Here is a 23,518-nt window from a genome sequence, read left to right on the forward strand (position 1 = left end):
TCAGCGTCCGCGGCCGGCGAGGAAACGGGCCATTTCCCGCTGCGGTTCGCCGGTGCCGTACGCCTCGCGGTGGACGCGCTTCGCTTCGACCATGGCGTCGCTCAGGTCGTCGTCCTCGAGGCTGCGCAGGCGGTTCTTGGTCAGGCGGACGGCGCCCGGGGGAAGGAGGCTCAAGCGTGCGGCGAGGTCCTGTGCGTAAGCCAGCACGCCGCCGTCGTCCGCGAGGTAGTTGAGCAGGCCGAGGCGCTGGGCTTCCGCCGCATCGACCAGTTCGCCGGTGAGGACGAACTGGGAGGTTTTGGACTTGCCGAGAATGCTCCACATGGCCCAGATTCCGGTGATGCTGGGAATACCGGAGAGGACTTCGGGCTGGCCCATGCGGACTTTGGAGTCGCCGACGCGGAGGTCGGCGAGGAGCGCGTATTGGAAGCCGGAGCCCGCGGCGACGCCGTTGACGGCGGCGATGGTGATCTGGTCGAGGTTGCGGACGGCGCGGTAGAGGCGGTCGAAGCCGTCGATCCATGCCTCGGCGGACGCGTGGTCCTCGGGGTTCATGGATGCCGTCTCGGCGAGGTCCTGCCCGGCGCAGAAGGCCCGGCCGCTGCCGGTGAGGATGACGGTGCGGACGTCCTCGTTGCCCTTCAGGCCTTCCAGATGGCCGATGAGTTCGCTGCGCATGGCCTCGGTCCAGGCATTGAGCTTGTCCGGCCGGTTGAGCGTGATGATGGCAGTTGAACCGGTTTGTTCGAAGAGGACGTCCTGGGACATTGGGGGTTTCCTTCCGTGGATGCTGCGGATTGCATCCATCAGAGCACCGCCGCATGTGACCCGTCTAACATCAAAATCCACTCGGCGTGATACCAAACTGATATGGTGCGGCATGGACATCCACCATTTGAAGTACTTCGTGGTGCTCAGCGAGGAGCTGCATTTCGGCCGTGCCGCACAGCGCCTGCACATGGCCCAGCCGCCGTTGTCGCAGCGGATCAAGGACCTGGAGAAAGAACTCGGGGTTCTGCTGTTTCACCGGCGGCGCACCGGCGTCGAGCTGTCCGAGGCCGGGGCACTGCTGCTGGAGCACGCCCGCAATGTGTTGGACAACGTGGCGATGGCGCAGGAGTCGATGCGGCGGATCCGCCCGGGCGCCTCGGGCATCCTGCAGGTGGCGGTACCTCCCGACACGAACCCTCGTGCTTTGGAGGCCATGGTCTCTTCCTTTGCCGCCGCGGCGCCGGATGTATTGCTGAACCTGCACGAGCTGACCACGGTGGAGCAGGTTGAGCGGCTGCGCGACGGCGAACTGGACGTCGCGGTGGTCCGTCACCCTTTGAGCAGCGTGGGTTTTGAGTCGGGGCCCGTTTTGTCACGCGCGCTGGGCGTGGTGCTGAATGCTTCGCACCCCCTGGCTGCTTTGCCATCCGTGCGGTTGGGCGACCTGTCCGGGAACCCGCTGATCATCTTTCCACGGCACATGGCGCCGCCCCTGTACGACTCGTTCCTGCAGACGTGCCGCGACGCCGGGTATCTGCCGGCCGCCATTGTGCACGCGCGCAACCAGCATTTCACGCACGGGCTGATCATGGCCGGCCGGGGCGTGCATTTCAACGAAGAGCCGTGGACGCCGCTGCCTGACGGGATTGTTTGGCGGCCGCTGGTCGGGGAGCCGTTGGCCTGGCGGACGTCGGCGCTGTGGCTTAAGAGCCGCAGGTCAGCTGAGACGGACGCGTTTGTTGACGCCGTGTGGACCGGGTTGGCAGCAGGCGGGCACGGGTAAAAAGGTGCGAGGCTATCCGTGCTCCTCGCTGGTCATCTGACGGCGTCGCCCTTTCACCCTACTCACTCCCCTTGACTACCCTGCCACCCCTTCCCTACACTTTTCATAAAGCAGAATCTAAATTCCACAAAGCGGAAACGGTAGAACAGCTGAGAAGCAGGGAAGATAGATCAAAGCCCCTCCCCCGGAAGGACCTACGATGACGTACACAGTGAACTGCTCCATCCTGCTGACGGAGCTGCCCCTGCTCGAGCGCCCCGCAGCCGCGAAGGCGGCGGGTTTTGACGCCGTCGAGTTCTGGTGGCCCTTTGAGAGCTCAGTTCCTTCCGACGCCGAGACCACGGCTTTCGAGCGCGCCATCACCGACGCCGGCGTCCAGCTCTCCGGCCTGAACTTCAACGCCGGCAACATGCCGGGCGGTGACCGCGGCCTGGTGTCCTGGGTGGGCCGTGAAGGTGAGTTAAAGGACAACATCGACGTCGTCGCCGGCATCGGCGAGCGCCTCGGCTGCACGGCCTTCAACGCCCTCTACGGCAACCGCCAGGAGGAATTCAGCCCGGAGGAGCAGGACGAACTGGCTGCCAGGAACCTGGCCGCCGCTGCCGAAGGCGTGGCCCGGATCGGCGGCACCGTCCTCCTCGAACCCGTCAGCGGAGCCCCGCGGTACCCGCTCCTCAAGGCCCAGGATGCGCTCGACGTGATCGCCCGGGTCAAGGCGGAATCCGGCGCGCAGAACATCAAGCTGCTCGCCGACTTCTACCACCTGGCTGTCAACGGGGACGACGTCGCCGCCGTCATCGAAAAGCACGCCAAGGACTTCGGCCACATCCAGATTGCCGACAACCCCGGCCGCGGGGCTCCCGGAACCGGCGAGCTTCCCCTCGGCGAGTGGATCGCCCGCAGCCGCGAACTCGGCTACGACGGCTACATCGGCCTCGAATACAAGGAACCGCAGGAAACCGCCTTCAGCTGGGCGATCCGCGAACACGCCGCCCACTAGGTTTCGCTCCCCACCCGCACCACCCACAGACTTCAGAAAGAGAACCATCATGAGCAACGTTGCAGTCATCGGACTCGGCATCATGGGCCTGCCCATGGCCATCAACCTCGTCAAGGCCGGCCACACCGTCACCGGCTTCAACCGCAGCCAGGACAAGATCGACAAGCTCGTCTCCGAAGGCGGCAAGGGCGCCTCCAGCATCGCCGACGCCGTTAAGGATGCCGACGTCGTCATCACCATGGTGCCGGACTCCCCCGACGTTGAGGGTGTCGTCAGCGGCGCCGACGGCGTCTTCGCCAACGCCAAGCAGGGCACCCTCTGGATCGACGCGTCCAGCATCCGCCCCGACGTCGCCAAGCGCCTCTCCGAGGAAGCAGTAGCAGCAGGCATCCGCCCCCTCGACGCCCCGGTTTCCGGCGGCGAACAGGGCGCCATCGACGCCGTCCTGTCCATCATGGTCGGTGGCGACAAGGCAGATTTCGAGGCAGCGCAGGACGTCCTCAACGCCGTCGGCAAGACCATCGTCCACGTCGGCCCGTCCGGCTCCGGCCAGACCGTCAAGGCTGCAAACCAGCTGATCGTCGCCGTCAACATCGAGGTCCTCGGCGAGGCCATCGCCTTCCTTGAGGCCTACGGCGTGGACACCGACGCCGCCCTCAAGGTCCTCGGCGGCGGCCTGGCCGGCTCCAAGGTCCTCGACCAGAAGGGCCAGAAGATGCTGGACCGCAACTTCGACCCCGGCTTCCGCCTGGCCCTGCACCACAAGGACCTGGGCATCGTCACCTCCGCAGCCCGCGAAGCCAACGTCTCCATCCCGCTCGGCGCCGTCGTCGCCCAGCTCGTCGCCGCCACCGTCAACCAGGGCGACGGCGGACTCGACCACTCGGGCCTCTTCAAGCAGGTCCTCCAGCTCTCTGGTCGAAAGTAATCCCGGGCCGGAAGTAAAGCACCTCCGGCTGTAGCCGGCTAACAAGCAAAACACGGAGTACCGCCGTCGTACATAACGACGGCGGCTCCCTCAGCACACCCAAAAACAGACTTTTAGGAGCACACCATGACCAAGATGCGCACCGTAGACGCTGCCACCGCCATCCTGGAAAAGGAGGGCGCCACCGAGGCGTTCGGCCTGCCAGGCGCGGCGATCAACCCGTTCTACTCCGCCATGCGGGCCCACGGCGGCATCCGCCACACCCTGGCCCGCCACGTTGAAGGCGCCAGCCACATGGCCGACGGCTACTCCCGCGCAGCCGACGGCAACATCGGCATCTGCATCGGCACCTCAGGCCCCGCCGGCACCGACATGATCACCGGCCTGTACGCGGCATGGGCCGACTCCATCCCCATGCTCTGCATCACCGGCCAGGCCCCGGTTGCCAAGCTGCACAAGGAAGACTTCCAGGCCGTGGACATCGAGTCCATTGCCAAGCCCGTGACCAAGATGGCCATGACCATTCTGGAGCCCGGCCAGGTGCCCGGCGCCTTCCAGAAGGCCTTCCAGCTGATGCGCTCCGGCCGCCCCGGCCCCGTGCTGCTGGACCTGCCGATTGACGTGCAGATGGCCGAGATCGAGTTCGACATCGACACTTACGAGCCCCTGCCCGTCGAGAAGCCCAAGGCCTCCCGCAAGCAGCTGGAGAAGGCCCTGGACATGCTGACGGCCGGAGAGCGCCCGCTGATCGTGGCCGGCGGCGGCATCATCAACGCCGGCGCCTCCGCGCAGCTGGTGGAACTGGCCGAGCTGCTGAACGTTCCCGTCATCCCCACCCTGATGGGCTGGGGCGCCATCCCGGACGACCACGAGCTGATGGCCGGCATGGTAGGCCTGCAGACCAGCCACCGCTACGGCAACGAGAACTTCCTGCGCAGCGACTTCGTGATCGGCATCGGCAACCGCTGGGCCAACCGCCACACCGGCGGGCTGGACACCTACACGGCGGGCCGCAAATTCGTGCACATCGACATCGAGCCCACCCAGATCGGCCGCGTGTTTTCCCCGGACTTCGGCATCGCCTCCGACGCCGGCGCCGCCCTGGACGGCCTGCTGGAGATCGCCCGCGAACGCCAGGCCGCCGGAACCCTGCCCGACTACAAGGCATGGGTTGCCGAGTGCGCCGAACGCAAGGCCACCCTGCACCGCAAGACCCACTTCGACAACGTGCCGATCAAGCCGCAGCGCGTGTACGAGGAGATGAACAAGGCCTTCGGTAAGGACACCACCTACGTGTCCACCATCGGCCTGTCGCAGATCGCCGGCGCGCAGATGCTGCACGTGTTCGGCGCCCGCAAGTGGATCAACGCCGGCCAGGCAGGCCCGCTGGGCTGGACCGCCCCGGCCGCCCTCGGCGTCGTGCGCGGCAAGCCGGGCGAGACCGTGGTGGCGCTGTCCGGCGACTACGACTTCCAGTTCATGATCGAGGAACTGGCCGTGGGCGCGCAGTTCAACCTGCCGTACATCCACGTGGTGGTGAACAATTCCTACCTGGGCCTGATCCGCCAGTCCCAGCGCGGGTTCAACATGGATTACCACGTGTCGCTGGGCTTCGACAACATCAACTCCCCCGAGACCGAAGGCTACGGCGTTGACCACATCAAGGTGGTTGAAGGCCTGGGCTGCAAGGCCATCCGCGTGACCAGCCCCGAGGACATGCCGGCCGCGTTCGACAAGGCCAAGGCACTGATGGGCGAGTTCCAGGTTCCCGTGGTGGTTGAAGTGATCCTGGAAAAGGTCACCAACATCTCCATGGGCCTCGAGATCAACGCCGTGAACGAGTTCGAGGAACTGGCAACCTCCGCCGCCGACGCCCCCACCGCCATCCTGGCCCTGCAGGACTAACAACCTGCAGGACAGAACCAGCCGCACCCAAAAGTACCGAAGATAGGCAAGCAATGCGCATCGTGATCGCGCCGGACAAGTTCAAGGGCTCACTCTCCGCCCCGGACGTCGCCCGGCACCTTGAAACAGGGCTCCGGAAGGGCTCCGCCACAGCGGACGGCCCCGGCCCTGAGGGACTGGGCACCCTTGAGGTACTGCGGATTCCCGTGGCCGACGGCGGCGAGGGCACCCTCGACGCCGCCGTCGGTTCCGGCTTCACCCGCCGCCGCGCCGTCGTCAGCGGCCCCACCGGTCAGCCGCTGACGGCGGAGTTCGCGGTCCGCGGCCGGGAGGCCGTGATCGAAATGGCCGTGGCGTCCGGCCTCGCCGTCCTGCCGCCCTCCGCTGTGTCCAAACACGACGGCGGGCGGCCGGGTTCGGACTCTGCCCGGACTGCCAGCAGCCTGGGCACCGGGGAACTGATCCGCGCGGCGCTCGACGCCGGCTGCCGGCAGATCATCCTCGGCGTCGGTGGCAGCGCCAACACCGACGGCGGCGCTGGCGTCCTGCAGGGACTCGGCGCCCGGCTGCTCGACGCCGCCGGCAACGAACTGCCCCTCGGCGGCGCCGCGCTGGCGCAGCTGGCGGCCATCGACTTCTCCGGCTTCGACGCCCGGCTGGAGGAATCCCGCTTCATCCTCGCGAGCGACGTGGACAACCCGCTGCTCGGACCGGAAGGCGCGGCGGCCATCTTCGGACCGCAGAAGGGCGCCACCGCCGCCGACGTCGGCGAGCTGGATGCCGCCCTCGCCAACTTCGTCCAGGTCCTCGCCGCGGAGATCGGGCCGCGCGCGGTCAAGGCCGCCAGCGCACCGGGGGCCGGAGCGGCCGGCGGCGTCGGCTACGCCGCCATCGCGGCACTGGCGGCATCACGCCGCCCGGGCATCGACGTCGTGCTTGAATTCACCCGGCTGGCCGAACGGCTGGCCGGCGCGGACCTGGTGATCACCGGCGAAGGCAGCCTGGACGAACAGAGCCTGCTGGGCAAGACGCCCATGGGCGTAGCCCGCGCTGCCGCTGCGGCCGGCGTGCCGGTACTCGCCGTCTGCGGCCGCACCACGCTGGACGCCGCGCAGATCAGCCGGTCAGGTTTCCGGCAGGTCTACCCCCTGACGGCGCTGGAAAGCAATGTAGAGATATGTATAGCTGAAGCAGGCCGACTGCTTGAAGAATTGGGTCAGCACATCGGCGTGCACCTGACCGACAGTGCTTACACGAAGGAGCCCCTGAATGTCTGAAGAACGCTTTGACCTGGTCATCCGGGGCCGGCGCATCCTCACCACCGCCGGCATCGCCGCCCGTGAAGTGGGCGTGCGCGGCGGAAAGATCGTCGCCCTCGAGCCGCTTGGCAACGGCCTCGCGGGCGCCGAGGTCATCGAACTGGCCGACGACGAAACCCTGATCCCCGGCCTGGTGGACACGCACGTCCACGTCAACGAGCCCGGCCGCACCGAGTGGGAGGGCTTCGCCTCCGCCACCCGTGCGGCAGCCGCCGGCGGCGTCACCACCATCATCGACATGCCGCTGAACTCCATCCCGCCCACCACCAACGTGGAGGGCCTGAAGCTCAAGCGCGAGGTGGCCGAGGACCAGGCCTTCGTGGACGTCGGCTTCTGGGGCGGCGCCATCCCCGGCAACAAGGCCGATCTCCGCCCGCTGCACGACGAGGGCGTCTTCGGCTTCAAGTGCTTCCTGCTGCACTCCGGCGTGGACGAGTTCCCGCACCTGGAAGCAGACGAGATGGAGGAGGACATGCGCGAGCTGAAGTCCTTCGACTCGCTCATGATCGTCCACGCCGAGGACTCGCACGCCATCGACCACGCACCCCATCCCGGCGGCGCCCACTACTCCACCTTCCTCGCCTCCCGCCCCCGCGGCGCCGAGAACAAGGCCATCGCCGAGGTGATCGAGCGCGCCCGCTGGACCGGCGCCCGCGCCCACATCCTGCACCTTTCGTCGTCGGACGCGCTGCCCATGATCGCTTCGGCAAAGCGCGACGGCGTGCACCTCACCGTGGAGACCTGCCCGCACTACCTCACGCTCATGGCCGAGGAAATCCCCGACGGCGCCACGGCCTACAAGTGCTGCCCGCCCATCCGCGAGGCCTCCAACCGGGAGCTCCTCTGGCAAGGCCTGCAGGACGGCACCATCGACTGCATCGTCTCCGACCACTCCCCTTCGACACTGGACCTGAAGGACCTCGAAAACGGCGACTTCGCGGTGGCCTGGGGCGGCGTCTCCTCGCTGCAGCTGGGCCTGTCCCTGATCTGGACCGAGGCCCGGCACCGCGGCATCCCGCTGGAACAGGTGGTGTCGTGGATGGCCGAGAAGCCGGCCGCACTGGCCCGTCTCTCCAACAAGGGCCAGCTTGCCCTGGGCTACGACGCCGATTTCTCCGTCTTCGCCCAGGACGAGGCCTTCGTGGTGGACGTGTCCAAGCTCAAGCACAAGAACCCCATCACCCCGTACGACGGCAAGGCACTCTCCGGCGTCGTCCGCCGCACGTACCTGCGCGGCAGCGTGGTGGACGGCCAAACCCCCGGCGGCAAGCTGATCCGCCGCGGCGGCATCTGAGGACCGCGCGGTGGCTGTGCATGCCCATTCACCGCGCGGCACTTCGGCCCCCCGGGGCGCCAAGGCCCCCGGTGCTGCCAACGACCACAGACCTGCCAACGCCCACATACCTGCCATCGCCCCGGGGACTGCGAAAGCCCACGGCCTGGCGGTCTGGGTAGCTCCCCCCGAAGGCCAGGACATCGATCCGGAGGTCCTGGCCCGGGCCGCCGAGCTGGTGCTGGCGCGGGCCCTTCAATTTGCTCCGGAGGCGGAAGTCCACTGGCCCGCCGCCGGAGCTGCAACTTCCGCCGCCGGGACGCACCCGGGCACGCCCCCAGGGGAGGGGGAACCCAACGGTGCGCCCGACGGCGGAACTCCCGTGCCGCCGTCGTCCTCCCTGGAGGATTCCCCGCAACATTCCCCGCAACCGGACTCTGCGCAACAGGAACCAGGGGAATCGGAGTCCCGGGAAACGGACGACGACGGCGCTACCCACCTCCCGCCGTCGGCCGGGCACGTCAGCCGGGTGGCCGTGGACCTTGCCCGGTCCGAGGTGCTGCTGGACGGCGAGCGGGTGCCGCTGACCGGCGTCGAATTCAAGCTGCTGCGCTACCTTGTGGAGCACTGCTCGCGGACCGTTGACCGGGAGGAGCTGCGGCTGTTCCTGGAGTCGTTCGACAGCCCCGGCGCCGCGACCCGTTCCATCGACGTCTACGTGGGGCGGGTGCGGCGGAAGCTGCTCGGCGGCCGGCACGCGATCGCTACGGTCCGCGGCGGCGGCTACCGCTTCATCTGCGGACCCGCAGCCACCGTGCGCGGACCGGCGGAATACAGTATCTAGGGCTGCTGTTATCCATATCAGTCATTGTGCTTGACCAGATTTTTCGCTCGACCCAGATCCATCAGAAGGAATGCCATGAGCCCCAAACTGACCACCAAGCTCCAGCCCGGAACCCAGGCGCCGGACTTCACCCTGCAGGACGCCGAAGGCAAGCAGACCGCGCTGGCCGACTACCGCGGCAAGAACGTCATCGTGTACTTCTACCCCGAGGCCGCAACTCCCGGCTGCACCACCGAGGCCTGCGACTTCCGCGACAACCTGGCCTCTTTCCAGGGTTCGGGCTACGCAGTGCTGGGCATCTCCCCCGATGCGCCGGAGAAGCTGGCCAACTTCACGGGCGACTTCGGGCTCACCTTCCCGCTGCTGGCTGACGAGGACCACGCGGTGGCCCTGGCCTACGGCGCCTGGGGCGAGAAGCTCGTCGACGGCGAGGTGCAGGAGGGCATCGTCCGCTCCACCGTTGTCCTGGATCCCGAAGGCAAGGTCACGCTGGCCCAGTACCAGGTCAAGGCGCAGGGCCACGTCCAGGCGCTCCGCGAACAGCTCGGCGTCTGACACGCTCCCTCACCTTTCGTCGCTTCACCCCAAACGCGTCCTCACCTCTGGTCGCTTAACCCCAAACGCTCCTGCAGGAACTGCAGGAGCGTTTCGGGTTAAGCGGCAGGACCTGAGGAAGCGTCCCTACTTCAGGACCACGGTCCGGTTGCCGTTCAGGATAATGCGGCCTTCGCAGTGCCAGCGGACGGCGTTGCTGAGCGCCTTGCACTCGGTGTCCCGACCGGCGGCAACCAGGTCCTCGGGACCGAAGGTGTGGTCCACCTCGACCACCTGCTGCGCGATGATCGGGCCCTCGTCGAGTTCCGCGTTCACGTAGTGCGCCGTCGCACCAACCGTCTTCACGCCGCGGGCGTAGGCCTGGTGGTACGGCTTGGCACCCTTGAACGAGGGCAGGAACGAGTGGTGGATGTTGATCGCGCGGCCATCCAGCTTCCGCGTCAGGTCGTCGCTGAGAACCTGCATGTACCGGGCCAGCACCACCAGCTCGACGTCGAGCTCGTCCACGATTTCCAGCAGCCGTGCCTCCGCCTGCGGCTTGGTGGCCGCGGTGACGGGGACGTGGAAGAACGGGATGCCGTGCCAGTCCACGAGGGCCTGGTGGTCGGTGTGGTTTGAAACCACGCCCACAACCTCGATGGGCAGTTCCCCCACGCGGGCCCGGAAGAGCAGGTCGTTGAGGCAGTGGCCGAACTTCGAGACCATGATCAGGACCTTGCGGCGGGACCCGTTCCGTTCCAGCCGCCACTTCATGTTGTACTTCTCGGCAACCGGCGTGAAGCCGGCACGCAGCTGCTCCAGCGTGGATTCGTTCCCGTCGGACGCGAAGTGCACCCGCATGAAGAAGTGGCCTTCGGACCGGTCGCCGAACTGCTTGTTGTCGATGATGTCGCAGCCGTATTCCAGCAGGAAGCCGGAGACGGCGTGCACGATGCCCGGGCCTTCGGGGCAGTCCAGGGTCAGGACGTGCTCGACGCCGCTGCTTGCCTGCCCGGAGGCGCGGTCCTCAGTCTGGATAGCAGTCATGTTCAGCACTCAATTACATTCACAGCGAGGCCTCCTCGAGAGGTTTCCTTGTACTTGGTTTTCATGTCGGCCCCGGTGTCGCGCATGGTCTTGATGGCCTTGTCCAGCGACACCTTGTGGCTGCCGTCCCCGTGCAGGGCCAGCCGCGCGGCGTTGATCGCCTTGACGCTGGCGATCGCGTTCCGCTCGATGCACGGGATCTGCACCAGGCCGCCCACGGGGTCGCACGTCAGCCCGAGGTTGTGTTCGATCCCCACCTCGGCGGCGTTCTCCACCTGTTCGGGCGTGCCGCCCAGCACCTCGCAGAGTCCGGCCGCGGCCATGGAGCAGGCCGAGCCGACCTCGCCCTGGCAGCCCACCTCCGCGCCGGAGATGGAGGCGTTGATCTTGAACAGAATCCCGACGGCGGCCGCCGCCAGCAGGAAGCGCACCACACCGTCGTCGTCCGCTCCCGGAACAAACTTCATGTAGTAGTGCAGGACCGCCGGCACGATGCCGGCTGCCCCGTTGGTGGGGGCGGTGACGATGCGGCCGCCGGCCGCGTTCTCCTCGTTGACGGCCAGCGCGTAGAGGTTCACCCACTCCATCGCCCGGAGCGGATCTGTGACGCCGGTGTCCGCCGTCAGGGTCTTGAAGAGCGACGGCGCCCGCCGCCTTACCTTCAGCCCGCCGGGAAGGATGCCTTCCGCGGCGCAGCCGTTGTCCACGCATTCGCGCATGACGGCCCACAGCTTCAGAAGTTCCTCGCGGAGTTCCGCCTCGCTGCGCCACACCAGTTCGTTGGCGAGCATGACGTCCGAGATGGACATGTTTTCGCGGCTGCAGATCTCCAGGAGCTCGTTGGCCGTGGTGAAGGGGTACGGCAGCGGGGTTTCGTCCGCAATCACCTTGGCGCCGGCGTCGGCATCCCCGTCCACGACGAACCCGCCGCCGATGGAGTAGAAGCTCCGTTCGCTCAGCACCGTGCCCGCGTGGTCCAGGGCGCGGAAGGTCATGCCGTTGGGGTGGGCCGGCAGCGACTTGCGCCGGTGCAGCACCACGTCCTCGTCCCAGTTGAAGTCCACCCGGTGGTCGCCGCCGATCCTGAGTTCGGCGTCGAGGGCGGCGGCTGCCACCTGGTCGTCGGCGGTGGAGGTGTCCACCGTCTCCGGCTCCAGGCCCTGCAGGCCCAGCACCACGGCCTTGTCGGAGCCATGGCCCCGGCCGGTGGCACCCAGGGACCCGAAGAGCTCTGCCTGGACCCGGGTGGTGGCACTCAGCAGTCCACCGCCCTTGAGCCCGTCGGCGAACTGCTTTGCCGCCCGCATCGGGCCGACCGTGTGTGACGACGACGGCCCGATGCCAACGGAAAACAGGTCCAGGGCGCTTAGCGCCATCAGGGCACCTCGGGGGAAGCGAACTCCCTCATGGCGTCCAGGAGCCAGCGGCCCAGGTAATCCGCGAACGAGGCGCGGGGGAACAGCCGGAAGCTTTCCTCCCCGGACTTGAACAGGACCACCGGGATGTTGCCGACCTCGGTGTTCAGGGCCGTGCCTGGCTTGAGGGTCCGCGGGTGCAGGTCCAGGGCGCAGCCCTTCTCCAGCACTGCACGGGCCCGCGGGCCGGACAGCTCGAACGTGGTGCGGTTGGCGGACAGGTCCACCACCTGCCCGGCGGCGTCGCCCAGGGCGGACTTGAGGGAGCCGATCAGGTCCCCGCCCAGGGAGTCGTGGGCGTCTTCCGGGGCCACCACCAGGAACTCCTGCGGACCGAGCCACAGGACGCTGACGCGTTCCGTGCCGCGGACCTCGCCGCAGCGCTCCGGCAGGCCGCCGGTGACGGAGGCAATCCGGGCGCCGGCCTCGGTGCTGCGGTCCACCCGGACGCCGACCATGGTCTGGAACGGGCCCTCTTTCAGGGTGACTGTTCCCTGCACGGACCCGGTGTCGAATGCTTCGGCCAGGTGTGAGGCTGGGCTGCGGCGGATTTCCCGGAGTCCATTGATGCCTGTGAAGGCTGCGGTGTTAGCCATCTTTGCGGGTCCCTTCGGGGTCAAAAAGTACGGTTTCTGCCACGACTACGTCGACGAGCTGGTTGCCGGCGGCGGCCACCAGGGTCTCGCCGATCCGGTTGCGGCCGTTCTTGATCAGGGCCAGGCCGAACGAACGGCCCAGCGCAGCGCTGTGGTAGCTGGAGGTCACGAAGCCCTGCATCGGGACGGGGCCGTAGGCGGGGCTGGTGCTGATGCCCTTTTCCACCAGCTGGGTTCCTTCCGGAAGCCTCAGCGAACCGTCCACCGGCAGGACGCTGACCAGGTGCTTGCGGTCGTCGCGCTGCTGGTCCGCCCGGGAGTAGGAGCGCTTGCCGATGAAGTCCTTGGCCTTGGAGACGATCCATTCCATGCCGGCATCCTGCGGGGTGACCGTGCCGTCGGTGTCCTGCCCGACGATCGGGTAGCCCTTCTCGGCACGCAGCACGTGCATGGTCTCGGTGCCGTAGGGGGTGATGTTGAACTCGGCACCTGCCGCGGCAACGGATTCCCAGGTGTTCAGCCCGTACCAGGACGGCACGTTGATTTCGTAGGCCAGTTCACCGGAGAACGAGATCCGGCAGATGCGGGCCTGCACGCCGGACGCGAGGGTGGTTTCGCGGAAGGTCATGAACGGGAACGCCTCGGCGTCGAGGCCGCCGTTGGCGGCGAGTTCCGGGGCAACCTTGGCGATGACGTCGCGGGACTTGGGTCCGACGACGGCGATCGTGCTCCACTGTTCGGTCACCGAGGTGCAGTGCACGTCGAGTTCCGGCCATTCGGTCTGCAGCCATTCCTCCAGCCAGTCCAGCACCTTGGCGGCGCCGCCGGTGGTGGTGGTCATGAAGTAGGTTTCCTCGTCCAGGCGCAGGGTCACGCCGTCGTCGAAGATCATGCCGTCCGAGAGGCACATGACGCCGTATCGGGCGGAACCCGGGGCCAGCTTCTTGAACGCGTTGGTGTAGATCCGGTTCAGGAACTCACCGGCGTCCTTGCCGCGGATTTCGATCTTGCCGAGGGTGGTGGCGTCCATGAAGCCCACGGAGTCGCGGACGGCGGCGCACTCGCGGAGCACAGCCTCGTCCATGTCCTCCCCGTTCTGCGGGTAGTACCACGGACGCTTCCACTGCCCGACGTCCTCGAACAGTGCGCCCTGGGCAACGTGCCACGGGTGGATCGAGGTGACGCGGGCGGGATCGAACAGCTCGCCGCGCTGGCGGCCGGCCAGCGCCGCGAAGGCCACGGGGGTGAACGGCGCACGGTAGGTGGTGGTGCCGATGTCGCCGATGCCCCGGGACGCCTCGCCGGCGGTGCGCAGTGCAGCGGCAATGACGCCGATCGCGTTGACGCCGGACGTCTTGCCCTGGTCGTTGGCGGTGCTGATGGAGGTGTAGCGCTTGACGTGTTCCACGGACCGCATGCCGGCGCCGGTGGAGCGCAGGACGTCGGCCACGGACTGGTCACGCTGGAAGTCGACGAAGTGGTGGTGCCAGTCGTCGGGGGTTCCGGTCTGGCCGGGGACCAGCCACAGCTGGCGGGTCGGGGCGGACGCCTTGGGCTCCGCCAGGGCGGAGGGCTCGACGGCGGTCTCAAAGCCGGCGGCGATCGCGGCCGCAGCTCCGGCCGAGATGCCCTCGGCCAGGCAGTCCGCGAGTTCGAAGCTGCCGCGGCCGGAACCGATGGTCTGCTGGTTCGGAACCACGGTGGCCGGCACGAAGGCCGCGAGGTCCTCGTCCCAGCGCAGCTTGCCCTGGCGCTGCGAGTGCAGGTGCACCAGGGGGCTCCAGCCGCCGGACACTGCCAGCAGGTCGGCGGCGATCTCTTCGATGCCCGAGGTGAGTTCGCCGTCGTCGTTGATGCTGCGGACGGTGACGCTGTTCAGGCGGCCGTCCGAGCCGGCGGCCGTGTTGGCAACCGCGCTGCCGATGAGCACCCGGGTGCCGGCTTCGACGGCGGCGGCAGCCACCGGCGTGAGGGCCGGACGGGCGTCGACGACGGCCGCGACCTTGACGCCGGCGGCGCGCAGGTCCGCGGCCAGGGCGTAGGCGCTGTCGTTGGTGGTGTTGATGACCACGCGGGACCCGGCGGCCACGCCGTAGCGGTTCAGGTAGCTGCGGACAGCCGAGGCGAGCATGATGCCCGGGCGGTCGTTGTTCTCGAACACCAGCGGACGCTCGTGGGCGCCCGGGGCCAGGACAACCTGGTTGGCGCGGATGTGCCAAATGCGCTGCCGGGAGACGCCGGCGGCTGCCGGGCTGGAGAGGTGGTCGGTGCGGTTCTGCACGGCGATGACGTAGTTGGCGTCGTAGGCGCCGAAGGCGGTGGTGCGGTTCAGCACGGTGCTTTCGGCGCCGGAGACGAGTTCAGCCTCGACGTCGGCAACCCATTCCAGGGCGGGCTTGCCCTCGATGGTTTCCGCCAGTTCGGCGGCCGTGGAACCGGACAGCAGCGACCCGCCGAGTTCGGGCTGGTCGTCCATCAGGATGACGCGGGCGCCGGTGCGGACTGCTTCGCGGGCCGCGGCCAGGCCGGCGGGGCCGCCGCCGATCACCAGGATGTCGGTGTGGACGTACTTCTTGTCGTACTCAGCCCGGTCATCCGCGGGGTCCAGCTTGCCCAGGCCGTTCAGGAAGCCGGCCTTCAGGCCGTCCACCAGCGAAACGGTGGTGGCGGGGAGCATGGACTCGGCAACGTCACCGGGGAACCGGGCTTCGATCCGGACCAGGGCGTTGGGCTCTTCCACGCCGGCGGCCAGGATGCCGCGGGCACGGTCCTCGTACAGCGAGTTGCCGGCGGCGATGCGGCCGTTGGCCAGCAGCGCGGAGGCCAGGGTGTCGCCCGGGTGTCCGGTGAATTCCTCGCCGTCCACGGTGAACCGCCAGGAGATGCTGCGGTCGATGCGGCCGCCGGTGCTGAGGCGCGCGTTCTGGGAGGTCACTTGGTCGCTCCTTCCGGGGCGGTGCTGGGGCTGAGGGGGGTGGTGCTGGCGGCGCCGGTGCTTGCGGTGCCGGTGTCAGCTGCGGGTGGGACGGGCGCGGCGGGCCGCGGCACCCCCATCTGGTACACAGCCTGGATGTCGTACGTGACCGTGTCGCGGAGCATGTTGAACCATTGCCGGCAGCCGGTGCTGTGCACCCACCGTTCGGCGAAGGTGCCCTTGGTGTTCTCGCGGTAGAACAGGTACTCGGCCCATTCCCGGTCGGTGAGGTCGTTGGGGTTCTCGGGGTAGGGCACGTGGGCCTGGCCGCCGTAGTGGAACTCGGTTTCGTCCCGCGGGCCGCAGTTGGGGCAGGAGATAAGCAGCATGTGCGTCTTCTTCTTTCTTGTGGACCGTGGCTAGTGGGCGACCGCGGCAGCGCCGTGTTCGTCGATCAGGGCACCGGTTTCAAAGCGTTCCAGGGCAAACGGCCTGTTGAGCTTGTGCGGCGCTCCGGTGGCGATGGTGTGCGCGAAGGTCAGGCCGGCAGCCGGCGTGCCCTTGAAGCCGCCGGTTCCCCAGCCGCAGTTGACGAACATGTTGTCCACCGGGGTGGTGCCCACGATCGGTGAGGCATCCAGGGTGGTGTCAACGATGCCGCCCCAGGTCCGGAGCACGTGTGCCCGGGCAAAGATCGGGAACAGTTCGACGGCGGCCGCCATCTGGTGCTCGATCACGTGGAAGGAGCCGCGCTGGCCGTAGCCATTGTAGGAGTCGACGCCGGCACCCATGACCAGCTCGCCCTTGTGTGCCTGGGAGACGTACACGTGGACGTGGTTGGACATGACGACGGTGGGGTGCACGGGCTCGTGCAGCTCGGAGACCAGGGCCTGCAGCGGGTGGGACTGGATGGGGAGCCGGAAGCCGGCCATTTCCGCCAGGACCGAGCTGTGGCCGGCGGCGCAGAGGCCCACCTTCTCGGTGTTGATGGTGCCGCGGTTGGTCTTGACGCCCACCACGCGGTTGCCGTCCTTGACGAAGCCGGTGACTTCGCAGTTCTGGATGATGTCCACGCCCAACTCGTCACACTTGCGGGCGAAGGCCCAGGCGACGTGGTCGTGCTTGGCGATACCGGCGCGCGGCTGGTAGGTGGCGCCCATGACCGGGTAGCGGATGTCGTCGCGGATGTTCAGGATGGGGCAGAGTTCCTTGACCTGCTGCGGGTCGAGCCATTCCGCGTCCACGCCGTTGAGCTTGTTGGCGCCCACGCGGCGGATGCTCTCGCGCACGTCGCCCAGGGTGTGGGCCAGGTTCATCACGCCGCGCTGGCTGAAGAGGAAGTCGTACTCCAGCTCCTCGGGCAGGATCTCCCACAGCTTCAGGGCGTGCTCGTAGATGGCGGCGCTCTCGTCCCAGAGGTAGTTGGAACGGATGATGGTGGTGTTACGGGCCATGTTGCCGCCGGCCAGCCAGCCCTTTTCCAGCACGGCGATGTTGGTCATGCCGTGGTTCTTGGCCAGGAAGTACGCGGTGGCCAGGCCGTGTCCGCCGCCGCCGACGATCACGGCGTCATAGGAGGACTTGGGCTCGGGGTTGTGCCACAGGAAGTCCGGGTGCTCCGGGAGCTGGTGGGTGCTCACTGGGCTGCTCCAATCATGTCATTTTCAAACGCGGCAATCTCGGGTGCGCCGCCGAGCTGGGGGTACAGGGGGAACTGCTCGGCCAGTGCAGTGACGCGGGCGCGGAGTTCGACGGCGGTGCCGTCGTCGAGCGTTCCGGTGCCGTCTGCGCCAGTACTGGCAGAGGCGATCAGCGCCGTGGCGATGATGTCCGCTACCTCGGTGAACTCGGTGGCGCCGAAGCCGCGAGTGGCCAGGGCGGGGGTACCGATCCGGAGGCCGGAGGAAACCATCGGCGGGCGGGGGTCGAAGGGGACGGCGTTGCGGTTGACGGTGATGCCGATCCGGTGCAGCGTGTCCTCGGCCTGCTGGCCGTCCAGCTCGGAGTTCCGCAGGTCAACGAGGACAAGGTGGACGTCCGTGCCGCCGTTGACCACGGTGATGCCGGCGGCTTCGACGTCAGGCTGCAGGAAGCGCTCGGCCAGCAGCTTGGCGCCCTCCAGGACGCGCTCCTGGCGTTCCTTGAAGCCCTCGGTTGCTGCCAGCTTGAAAGCCACGGCCTTGGCGGCGATGACGTGCTCCAGCGGGCCGCCCTGCTGGCCGGGGAAGACTGCGCTGTTGATCTTCTTGGCGTACTGCTCCTTGGCGAGGATGACGCCGCCGCGGGGACCGCCCAGGGTCTTGTGCGTGGTGGTGGTGACGACGTCGGCGTAGGGCACCGGGTTCGGGTGCAGGCCCGCGGCGACGAGGCCGGCGAAGTGGGCCATGTCCACCATCAGGTAGGCACCGACGAGGTCGGCGATCCGGCGGAACTCGGCGAAGTCGAGCTGGCGGGAGTAGGCGGACCAGCCGGCCACGATGAGCTTCGGCTTGTGCTCCAGGGCCAGGGCCTCGACCTCGGCCATGTCCACGCGGAAGTCGGATTCGCGGACGTGGTACGGGACCACGTTGTAGAGCTTGCCGGAGAAGTTGATGCGCATGCCGTGGGTGAGGTGGCCGCCGTGGGCCAGGTCCAGGCCCATGATGGTGTCGCCCGGGTTCAGCAGCGCGAACATAGCGGCGGCGTTGGCCTGCGCGCCGGAGTGCGGCTGGACGTTGGCGAACTCGGCGCCGAAGAGTGCCTTCACGCGGTCGATGGCCAGCTGCTCGACGACGTCGACGTGCTCGCAGCCGCCGTAGTAGCGCTTGCCCGGGTAGCCCTCGGCGTACTTGTTCGTGAGGACCGAGCCCTGCGCCTCCATGACGGCCGCAGGAGCGAAGTTCTCCGAGGCGATCATTTCCAGCGTGGACTGCTGGCGGTCCAGCTCGCGTGCGACGGCCTGCTGGATCTCGGGATCGACTGCGGAAAGTCGGTCGTTCAACTGCTCAACCACGAATGCTCCTTATGAAATACCACTTTGCTTATGACTGATATATCAGTGTGATGTCAATGGTATGATTGAGCTCACAACATAGTCAATAGCAGTAAGCAAAATGGCACTTCGCTTCCGCCTGAAGCCAATGACCATAAGCAAGGAACGGAGCCTCGCTGTGAATGCTCTTCCCGCCATGCCACCCGCCGAGGACGAAGCGCTGTCCCGGGCCGAGGCCGCCTACCGGCAGCTCCGCGACAAGCTGATCATGCTGGACATCCGTCCGGGCGAGCCCATCAATGACGGCCAGCTGGCAACTGAACTGGGCTTCGGGCGCACGCCCGTGCGTGAGGCCATCAAGCGGCTGGAGGTGGACCATCTGGTGGTGTCCTACCCCCGCCGGGGAACATTCGCCACCACCGTGGACTTCACGGAACTGGCCGACGTCTCGGAGATCCGGGAGCTGCTTGAGCCGCTCGCGGCGCGCCGGGCTGCCAAGCGGGCCAACACCGCCATGCGCGAGGAACTGCTGGAGGTTGCCAAGGCCATCTCGGAGCTGGCGCCCACCCCCGCCCAGTCGCGGGAGCTCATGCGCTACGACCTCATGGTGCACCGCCTGATCTACCGTGCCGCAGCCAACCCGCACCTCGAGGACACCCTGATCCGCTACGACAACCTCGCCACGCGCATCTGGTGCCTGGTCCTGGACAAGGTCCCCTCGGTGAGCGGCCACATCAGCGAGCATGTGGACCTGCTCAAGGCCGTGGCCGAGGGTGACGCGGACAAGGCGGGCGAGCTCGCACTGCACCACGTCACGAGCTTCGAGGAAACCATCCGCAAGGTGCTCTAAACCACGGCATCGGATTGCTGTATGCCTTGTTGGCGGTCGGCGCCCTTGTTGACGGTCACGGCGGCGGCTATTCTGCCAGAAACGTCCGCCGCCAATGAGGGTGACCGCAGGGCCAGGTACCTGCCACTTCCAGGCCTGACCAGCGTTTCGAAAGAGGCACGCCGTGTCCGTTTCACCGACCCCTCCAGCCGCGTCCCGGCGTCGTCTGCTTCTTATCCTCCTTGCTGCTGTGGTGGTGGTCCTGGTGGGTGTGGCCACCGCCGTTTCTGCGCAGGTACCCCGGCCGGACCAGCAGGCCGCCACCGCGCCCCCTTCCCCTTCATCTGCGGCCGCCTCCAGCGCCGCGCCGGGCTCCGCGTCGCCGGCTCCCTCTTCCCCCACCAGGGAAGCAGCGAAACCGGCGGCCGCGGAGCTCCTGGACGAGGCCAACACGGTGTGCGAAATGCGCGTGACGGAGAAGTACCCCACCGCTGAGGTCCAGCCCGGAACCAAGTCCACCGCCAAGGCGAAGAACGGCACCTTCGAGACCACCGGCTCATACACTGACCCGACGGCCGGCAAACCCGCGCCCACGGAATTCCAGTGCTCCTCTGTCAATGCCAGCGGCAGCTGGACCGTGAACCTGGGCCGGGGCTAGGCGCCCGGAGCGGGACTCGGTTGGGTCTGCTGGACCACGCGCTGGGTTTGGTATGGCAGGATCTGAGGACGCGTCGCAGGTGAAGCGACGGGATGTGAGGACGCGTCGCAGGTGAGGCGACGGGATGTGAGGACGCGTCGCAGGTGAAGCGACGGGATGTGAGGACGCGTCGCAGGTGAAGCGACAGGATGTGAGGAAGCGCCGCATGTGAAGCGACGGGATGTGAGGAAGCGTTTGCGGGGGAACGAGGAATCCCCCGGGACCGTCCCGGGGGATTCCTTTTTTGGTGAATTCAGGGCTGACGGTGCCGGCAGCCTGATGGACTGGTTCCTAGTGGCCGCCGCCTCCGATCACGCCTTTCTCGACGGCCTTCGTGACGGCGTCGGCTTCGGCCTCGGTCAGGGTGCCGTCCTTGACCGCCGTGTCCAGCTTGGTCTTCAGAGCGGCGGCGTGCTCCGTCTGGGCAGCGGTGCGGATTTCCGTCAGGGCTGCGGTGACCTTCGATTCTTCGACACCGAGTGCCGTCGCCAGAGCCTTCGCCATCGCCGCATCCTGGGCTGTGCGGTCGGGCTTGGTGCCCTCGGTCGGCGCCGTGGTGGGCTTGTTGGCCTCGCGGAACGCCTGGATTGCCTCGGTCACCTTCGCTTCGTCAACGCCCAGCTTGGTGGCCAGGTCTGCCGCGATCTGGCCACGGCCGCCCTTGTGGCCACGGAAACCGTCAGACGACGCGCTGCTGTCCGTGGATGCGCTCGACGACGCACTGGGGCTCGGGGTGGTGGCGGCTGAGGCCATTCCCGTAACCCCCAGGCCAGCGCCCAGCGCCAGGGCGCCAGCAGTGATTCCGAGGGTGATTCTCTTGGTTCGTGACATGGTGTCTCCTTGATCGGCCGTGCGATACGGCTTTGAACGGAAGGGCATCTGTCCTAGCCCCTCACTCAAAGATCCGGCAGCAGCTTAGGGCACCGCTGTTCAGAAACTGTCAGGAGGCTGTGAACCCGGCTGCCTTACGGAACTTTTTCAACCACTGAAATTCGCGCATACTTCGACCACCTGATCCGGCCTGCAGAAGCCGGGCCCCCACGGACGGACGCTGCCCCGGCGCCCCTCGATCGCGGCATCAGCTACCGAGGAGTAGTGTGAAGGCCATGGACGAGTCGCCTCCGGACGGTGAACATACACCGGAACTGTTCCGCAACGTGGACGGAGAAACGCTTCGGCGCCAGGTGCTGGAGATCATCAGCGATGTGCTGGCAGACTCCGATCCGCAGAAGGCCTGGGCCAGGGAGCAACTCCTCGACCTGCTGGGGACTCACATGGACGACCCCGAACAGGCACTGCTGCACCATCTGATCAGCACCAGGAACGTTCCCGACTCCTCAGATGAGGATTCGTCAGAAGATTCTTCCGGGCCCGCGCCCCGGCCGCAGCGGGAAAGAGGATGTTACTGACGGCCTTCCAGCCGATCAGGCAACTGCCTGGAGGCGAGGTGATCGGGGTTGAGGCGCTGGCACGGTTCGTCAGCCATGAAGGGACTAGCGCAGACGTCTGGTTCCGGGGAGCAGCTGCCATGGGACTGGGACCGGACCTGGAAATCTCAGCCCTGCATCTCGCTCTTGCCGCAGCAGGAGAGATTCCGCCTCACCTTTTTGCGTCGTTCAATCTCAGCCCCACCGCGTGCGCTGACCCCCGCGTTCAGGCGCTGATGCTGGGAGGGACCGTCGACCCGGAAAGGATGGTCATCGAAATCATGGGCGACATAGCGGACCGGGAACTGGCAGCCCTCGCCGCGGCTCTGAGCCCCCTGCGCCAACACGGCGTGCGCCTGGCCGTGGACGGTTCCGGTCCGGCCGCCACCTCAGCGAAGCAAATCCTCCATCTGCTTCCCGACATCATCAAAGTCGACCGCGACTTCCTCGCCGGCGCCGTCGCTTCAGGAGACCGGCCGGCCGCATCCCCCTTCGTATTCGCACTTGCCGAACAGACCGGCGCGACGCTGTCCGCGGAAGGAATCGAAAGCCGGGAGGAACTCGCCGCCGTCGTCGAATTGGGAATCGCCAGAGGCCAGGGCTACCTGCTCGGCAGGCCCTCCGTGGACCCGCGGGACTGGGCAGCCTGGACCGGCGACGCTGACCCAGTGGAGGACCGCGGATAAAACAGTGCGTACTCGGTTTTTACTGGCGGCGGGAGGATCGCACCAGTTCTGTGCCTGGAACCAAACTGTGAGTTCCCTCTTAATCTGACCCGCGGGCTTTGTGTCCCGGCCGGACGGGCGTAACTTTCGAGAAAGGGCCTCTTCTCCACGGTGCCGGCGTCTCCACTACGCCGGCGCTGGAGATTCAGGCCGCCCGGTCCGGAAGGGGCCACAATGAAAACACGTACGCGTAATGCCACCGTCGTGGCGGGTATCGCCATCCTCCTGGGGACGGCCGGTGGTGGAACACTCGCCGCACAGGGGCAGGCGAAACAACAGCTGATTTCCGGTGACGCCGTGATCCGGATATCGGCTACTTCCCCGGACCATCACGGGAAACACAGGACCACGCACCGCAACCAGAACAGGTCTGCGCAGGAGACAGCGGCGCAGATCCGGACAGCAGATGTCGGGGTGGAGGCATCCGCTGACGCAGTGCCCCGCAGCCAGGCGGCTACTGAATCTCCGCAGGGTACGGGCCTGGAGGTGGTCCTCAAGTCCCTGCCCGGGCTCGATTCAGACGGGGAATCGTGTTCCTAGCCGCCCCACTTCCGCAACAACCGCTTCCGAACGCCTTCCAAACGCCGATGGCGGCCCCCACCTGTCGGTGAGGACCGCCCCCGGCGGCGGGTGCCGCCGTCGGCCTTGACCAGGAAGGGCCTAGACGATGGCTGCGCGGAGTTCCTTCGCGGCCACGGCGGGGTCGGCTGCACCGTAGATGGCACCGCCGGCGACGGCGACATCGGCGCCGGCCTTCTGCACGTCTGCGATGGTGGCGAGCTTCACGCCCCCTGCCACGGAGAACGGAACGCGGGCTTCGGCACCGGCGCGGAGCAGACCGTTCAGGTCGAAACCGGGCTTGGCCTGCTCGTCCAGGCCGGCGTGCATCTCTACGAACTTCGCACCCAGCGCGCGGACTTCCTTGGCCCGGGTGACCTTGTCCTCGATGCCGATGAGGTCCACGACGACGCCCTTGGTGTGGGCCTGGGCTGCCTTGACCGCACCGGCGATGGTGGAATCGTCAGCGGCACCGAGCACGGTGACCAGGTCAGCGCCGGCCTTGAAGGCGATGTCGGCTTCGAGCTCACCGGCGTCCATCGTCTTCAGGTCAGCGAAAACGATCTTGTCCGGGTGGGCATCCTTCACGGCGGTGATGACGGAAAGGCCTTCGGCCTTGATCAGCGGCGTGCCCAGTTCGATGATGTCGACGTACTCGGCAACCTTGCCGGCCAGTTCGAGAGCGGCTTCGGTGGTCAGAAGGTCGATGGCAACCTGGAGCTTCATGTGTTTTTTCCTTACTTGGGTGGGTTTGGATCGCCC

Annotated in this window: 23 protein-coding genes; 13 read left to right on the top strand and 10 right to left on the bottom strand. The window is 67.3% G+C overall.

Annotation, left to right across the window (positions count from 1 at the left end):
- Nucleotides 1-768, bottom strand: coding sequence for an enoyl-CoA hydratase/isomerase family protein (locus QF036_RS22540; RefSeq protein WP_307105387.1), 768 nt, complete (start codon nt 766-768; stop codon nt 1-3).
- Between the two features lie 112 nt (nt 769-880).
- On the opposite strand from QF036_RS22540, the gene QF036_RS22545 reads away from it, so the two are divergent.
- The 8 genes from QF036_RS22545 (at nt 881) to bcp (ending at nt 9,598) form a co-directional block, all read left to right on the top strand.
- A complete protein-coding gene (locus tag QF036_RS22545; RefSeq protein WP_307105388.1) occupies nt 881-1,774 on the top strand; it encodes a LysR family transcriptional regulator in 894 nt (297 codons plus the stop codon).
- 199 nt (nt 1,775-1,973) lie between these two features.
- On the top strand, nt 1,974-2,774 hold the full coding sequence (locus QF036_RS22550) for a hydroxypyruvate isomerase family protein (protein ID WP_307105389.1): 801 nt from the start codon (nt 1,974-1,976) through the stop codon (nt 2,772-2,774).
- Nucleotides 2,775-2,823: 49 nt separating this feature from the next.
- Nucleotides 2,824-3,702, top strand: a complete 879-nt coding sequence (locus tag QF036_RS22555) for a 2-hydroxy-3-oxopropionate reductase (protein ID WP_307105390.1) — start codon at nt 2,824-2,826, stop codon at nt 3,700-3,702.
- A 126-nt stretch (nt 3,703-3,828) separates the two neighbouring features.
- Nucleotides 3,829-5,607 (top strand): glyoxylate carboligase, encoded by a 1,779-nt coding sequence (gcl, locus tag QF036_RS22560; protein ID WP_307105391.1) that lies wholly within the window; start codon nt 3,829-3,831, stop codon nt 5,605-5,607.
- A gap of 53 nt (nt 5,608-5,660) precedes the next feature.
- A complete protein-coding gene (locus tag QF036_RS22565; RefSeq protein WP_307105392.1) occupies nt 5,661-6,884 on the top strand; it encodes a glycerate kinase in 1,224 nt (407 codons plus the stop codon).
- Nucleotides 6,877-8,220, top strand: coding sequence for an allantoinase AllB (gene allB, locus QF036_RS22570; RefSeq protein ID WP_306926227.1), 1,344 nt, complete (start codon nt 6,877-6,879; stop codon nt 8,218-8,220). Before QF036_RS22565 ends, allB begins: the two co-directional genes overlap by 8 nt.
- Before the next feature lie 10 nt (nt 8,221-8,230).
- Nucleotides 8,231-9,043, top strand: a complete 813-nt coding sequence (locus tag QF036_RS22575) for a winged helix-turn-helix domain-containing protein (RefSeq protein WP_307105393.1) — start codon at nt 8,231-8,233, stop codon at nt 9,041-9,043.
- A 75-nt stretch (nt 9,044-9,118) separates the two neighbouring features.
- A complete protein-coding gene (gene bcp, locus QF036_RS22580) occupies nt 9,119-9,598 on the top strand; it encodes a thioredoxin-dependent thiol peroxidase (protein ID WP_003806269.1) in 480 nt (159 codons plus the stop codon).
- A gap of 126 nt (nt 9,599-9,724) precedes the next feature.
- On the opposite strand, the gene purU is transcribed toward bcp, so the two are convergent.
- Genes purU through glyA form a run of 7 tightly spaced genes read right to left on the bottom strand, consistent with a single transcriptional unit; the run spans nt 9,725 to nt 18,541 of the window.
- Nucleotides 9,725-10,624, bottom strand: a complete 900-nt coding sequence (purU, locus tag QF036_RS22585; protein WP_307105394.1) for a formyltetrahydrofolate deformylase — start codon at nt 10,622-10,624, stop codon at nt 9,725-9,727.
- 2 nt (nt 10,625-10,626) lie between these two features.
- The gene (locus tag QF036_RS22590; RefSeq protein ID WP_307105395.1) at nt 10,627-12,000 is read right to left on the bottom strand and encodes an L-serine ammonia-lyase; all 1,374 of its coding nucleotides are present in this window, start codon (nt 11,998-12,000) and stop codon (nt 10,627-10,629) included.
- Complete coding sequence (locus QF036_RS22595) at nt 12,000-12,635, bottom strand: sarcosine oxidase subunit gamma (RefSeq protein ID WP_307105396.1); 636 nt, start codon at nt 12,633-12,635, stop codon at nt 12,000-12,002. The genes QF036_RS22590 and QF036_RS22595 overlap by 1 nt, the downstream gene beginning before the upstream one ends.
- Nucleotides 12,628-15,570 (bottom strand): sarcosine oxidase subunit alpha family protein, encoded by a 2,943-nt coding sequence (locus tag QF036_RS22600; protein WP_307105397.1) that lies wholly within the window; start codon nt 15,568-15,570, stop codon nt 12,628-12,630. Before QF036_RS22600 ends, QF036_RS22595 begins: the two co-directional genes overlap by 8 nt.
- Nucleotides 15,567-15,938 carry a sarcosine oxidase subunit delta gene (locus tag QF036_RS22605; RefSeq protein WP_306926244.1) on the bottom strand — a complete coding sequence of 124 codons (372 nt, stop codon included), beginning with the start codon at nt 15,936-15,938 and terminating at the stop codon, nt 15,567-15,569. The genes QF036_RS22600 and QF036_RS22605 overlap by 4 nt, the downstream gene beginning before the upstream one ends.
- A gap of 30 nt (nt 15,939-15,968) precedes the next feature.
- On the bottom strand, nt 15,969-17,189 hold the full coding sequence (locus QF036_RS22610; RefSeq protein WP_307105398.1) for a sarcosine oxidase subunit beta family protein: 1,221 nt from the start codon (nt 17,187-17,189) through the stop codon (nt 15,969-15,971).
- On the bottom strand, nt 17,186-18,541 hold the full coding sequence (gene glyA, locus QF036_RS22615) for a serine hydroxymethyltransferase (protein WP_307105399.1): 1,356 nt from the start codon (nt 18,539-18,541) through the stop codon (nt 17,186-17,188). Before glyA ends, QF036_RS22610 begins: the two co-directional genes overlap by 4 nt.
- 157 nt (nt 18,542-18,698) lie before the next feature.
- Between glyA and QF036_RS22620 the strand changes: the two genes are divergently transcribed.
- Entirely contained in the window at nt 18,699-19,370 is a 672-nt protein-coding gene (locus QF036_RS22620; RefSeq protein WP_307105400.1) for a GntR family transcriptional regulator, read from the top strand.
- Nucleotides 19,371-19,533: 163 nt separating this feature from the next.
- Nucleotides 19,534-20,007, top strand: a complete 474-nt coding sequence (locus QF036_RS22625; protein ID WP_307105401.1) for a hypothetical protein — start codon at nt 19,534-19,536, stop codon at nt 20,005-20,007.
- 330 nt (nt 20,008-20,337) lie between these two features.
- Here the strand turns inward: QF036_RS22625 and QF036_RS22630 are convergent, their stop codons facing one another.
- The gene (locus tag QF036_RS22630) at nt 20,338-20,877 is read right to left on the bottom strand and encodes a hypothetical protein (protein WP_307105402.1); all 540 of its coding nucleotides are present in this window, start codon (nt 20,875-20,877) and stop codon (nt 20,338-20,340) included.
- 275 nt (nt 20,878-21,152) lie between these two features.
- On the opposite strand from QF036_RS22630, the gene QF036_RS22635 reads away from it, so the two are divergent.
- The 3 genes from QF036_RS22635 (at nt 21,153) to QF036_RS22645 (ending at nt 22,738) form a co-directional block, all read left to right on the top strand.
- Nucleotides 21,153-21,455, top strand: a complete 303-nt coding sequence (locus QF036_RS22635) for a hypothetical protein (RefSeq protein WP_307105403.1) — start codon at nt 21,153-21,155, stop codon at nt 21,453-21,455.
- Complete coding sequence (locus QF036_RS22640) at nt 21,446-22,159, top strand: EAL domain-containing protein (protein WP_307105404.1); 714 nt, start codon at nt 21,446-21,448, stop codon at nt 22,157-22,159. The genes QF036_RS22635 and QF036_RS22640 overlap by 10 nt, the downstream gene beginning before the upstream one ends.
- A 213-nt stretch (nt 22,160-22,372) precedes the next feature.
- Complete coding sequence (locus tag QF036_RS22645) at nt 22,373-22,738, top strand: hypothetical protein (protein WP_307105405.1); 366 nt, start codon at nt 22,373-22,375, stop codon at nt 22,736-22,738.
- Nucleotides 22,739-22,858: 120 nt separating this feature from the next.
- On the opposite strand, the gene hxlA is transcribed toward QF036_RS22645, so the two are convergent.
- The gene (hxlA, locus tag QF036_RS22650) at nt 22,859-23,482 is read right to left on the bottom strand and encodes a 3-hexulose-6-phosphate synthase (RefSeq protein ID WP_307105406.1); all 624 of its coding nucleotides are present in this window, start codon (nt 23,480-23,482) and stop codon (nt 22,859-22,861) included.
- Nucleotides 23,483-23,518: the final 36 nt, after the last annotated feature.

It is taken from the genome of Arthrobacter globiformis, assembly GCF_030817195.1.
GTDB classification, from domain to species: Bacteria; Actinomycetota; Actinomycetes; order Actinomycetales; family Micrococcaceae; genus Arthrobacter; species Arthrobacter globiformis_D.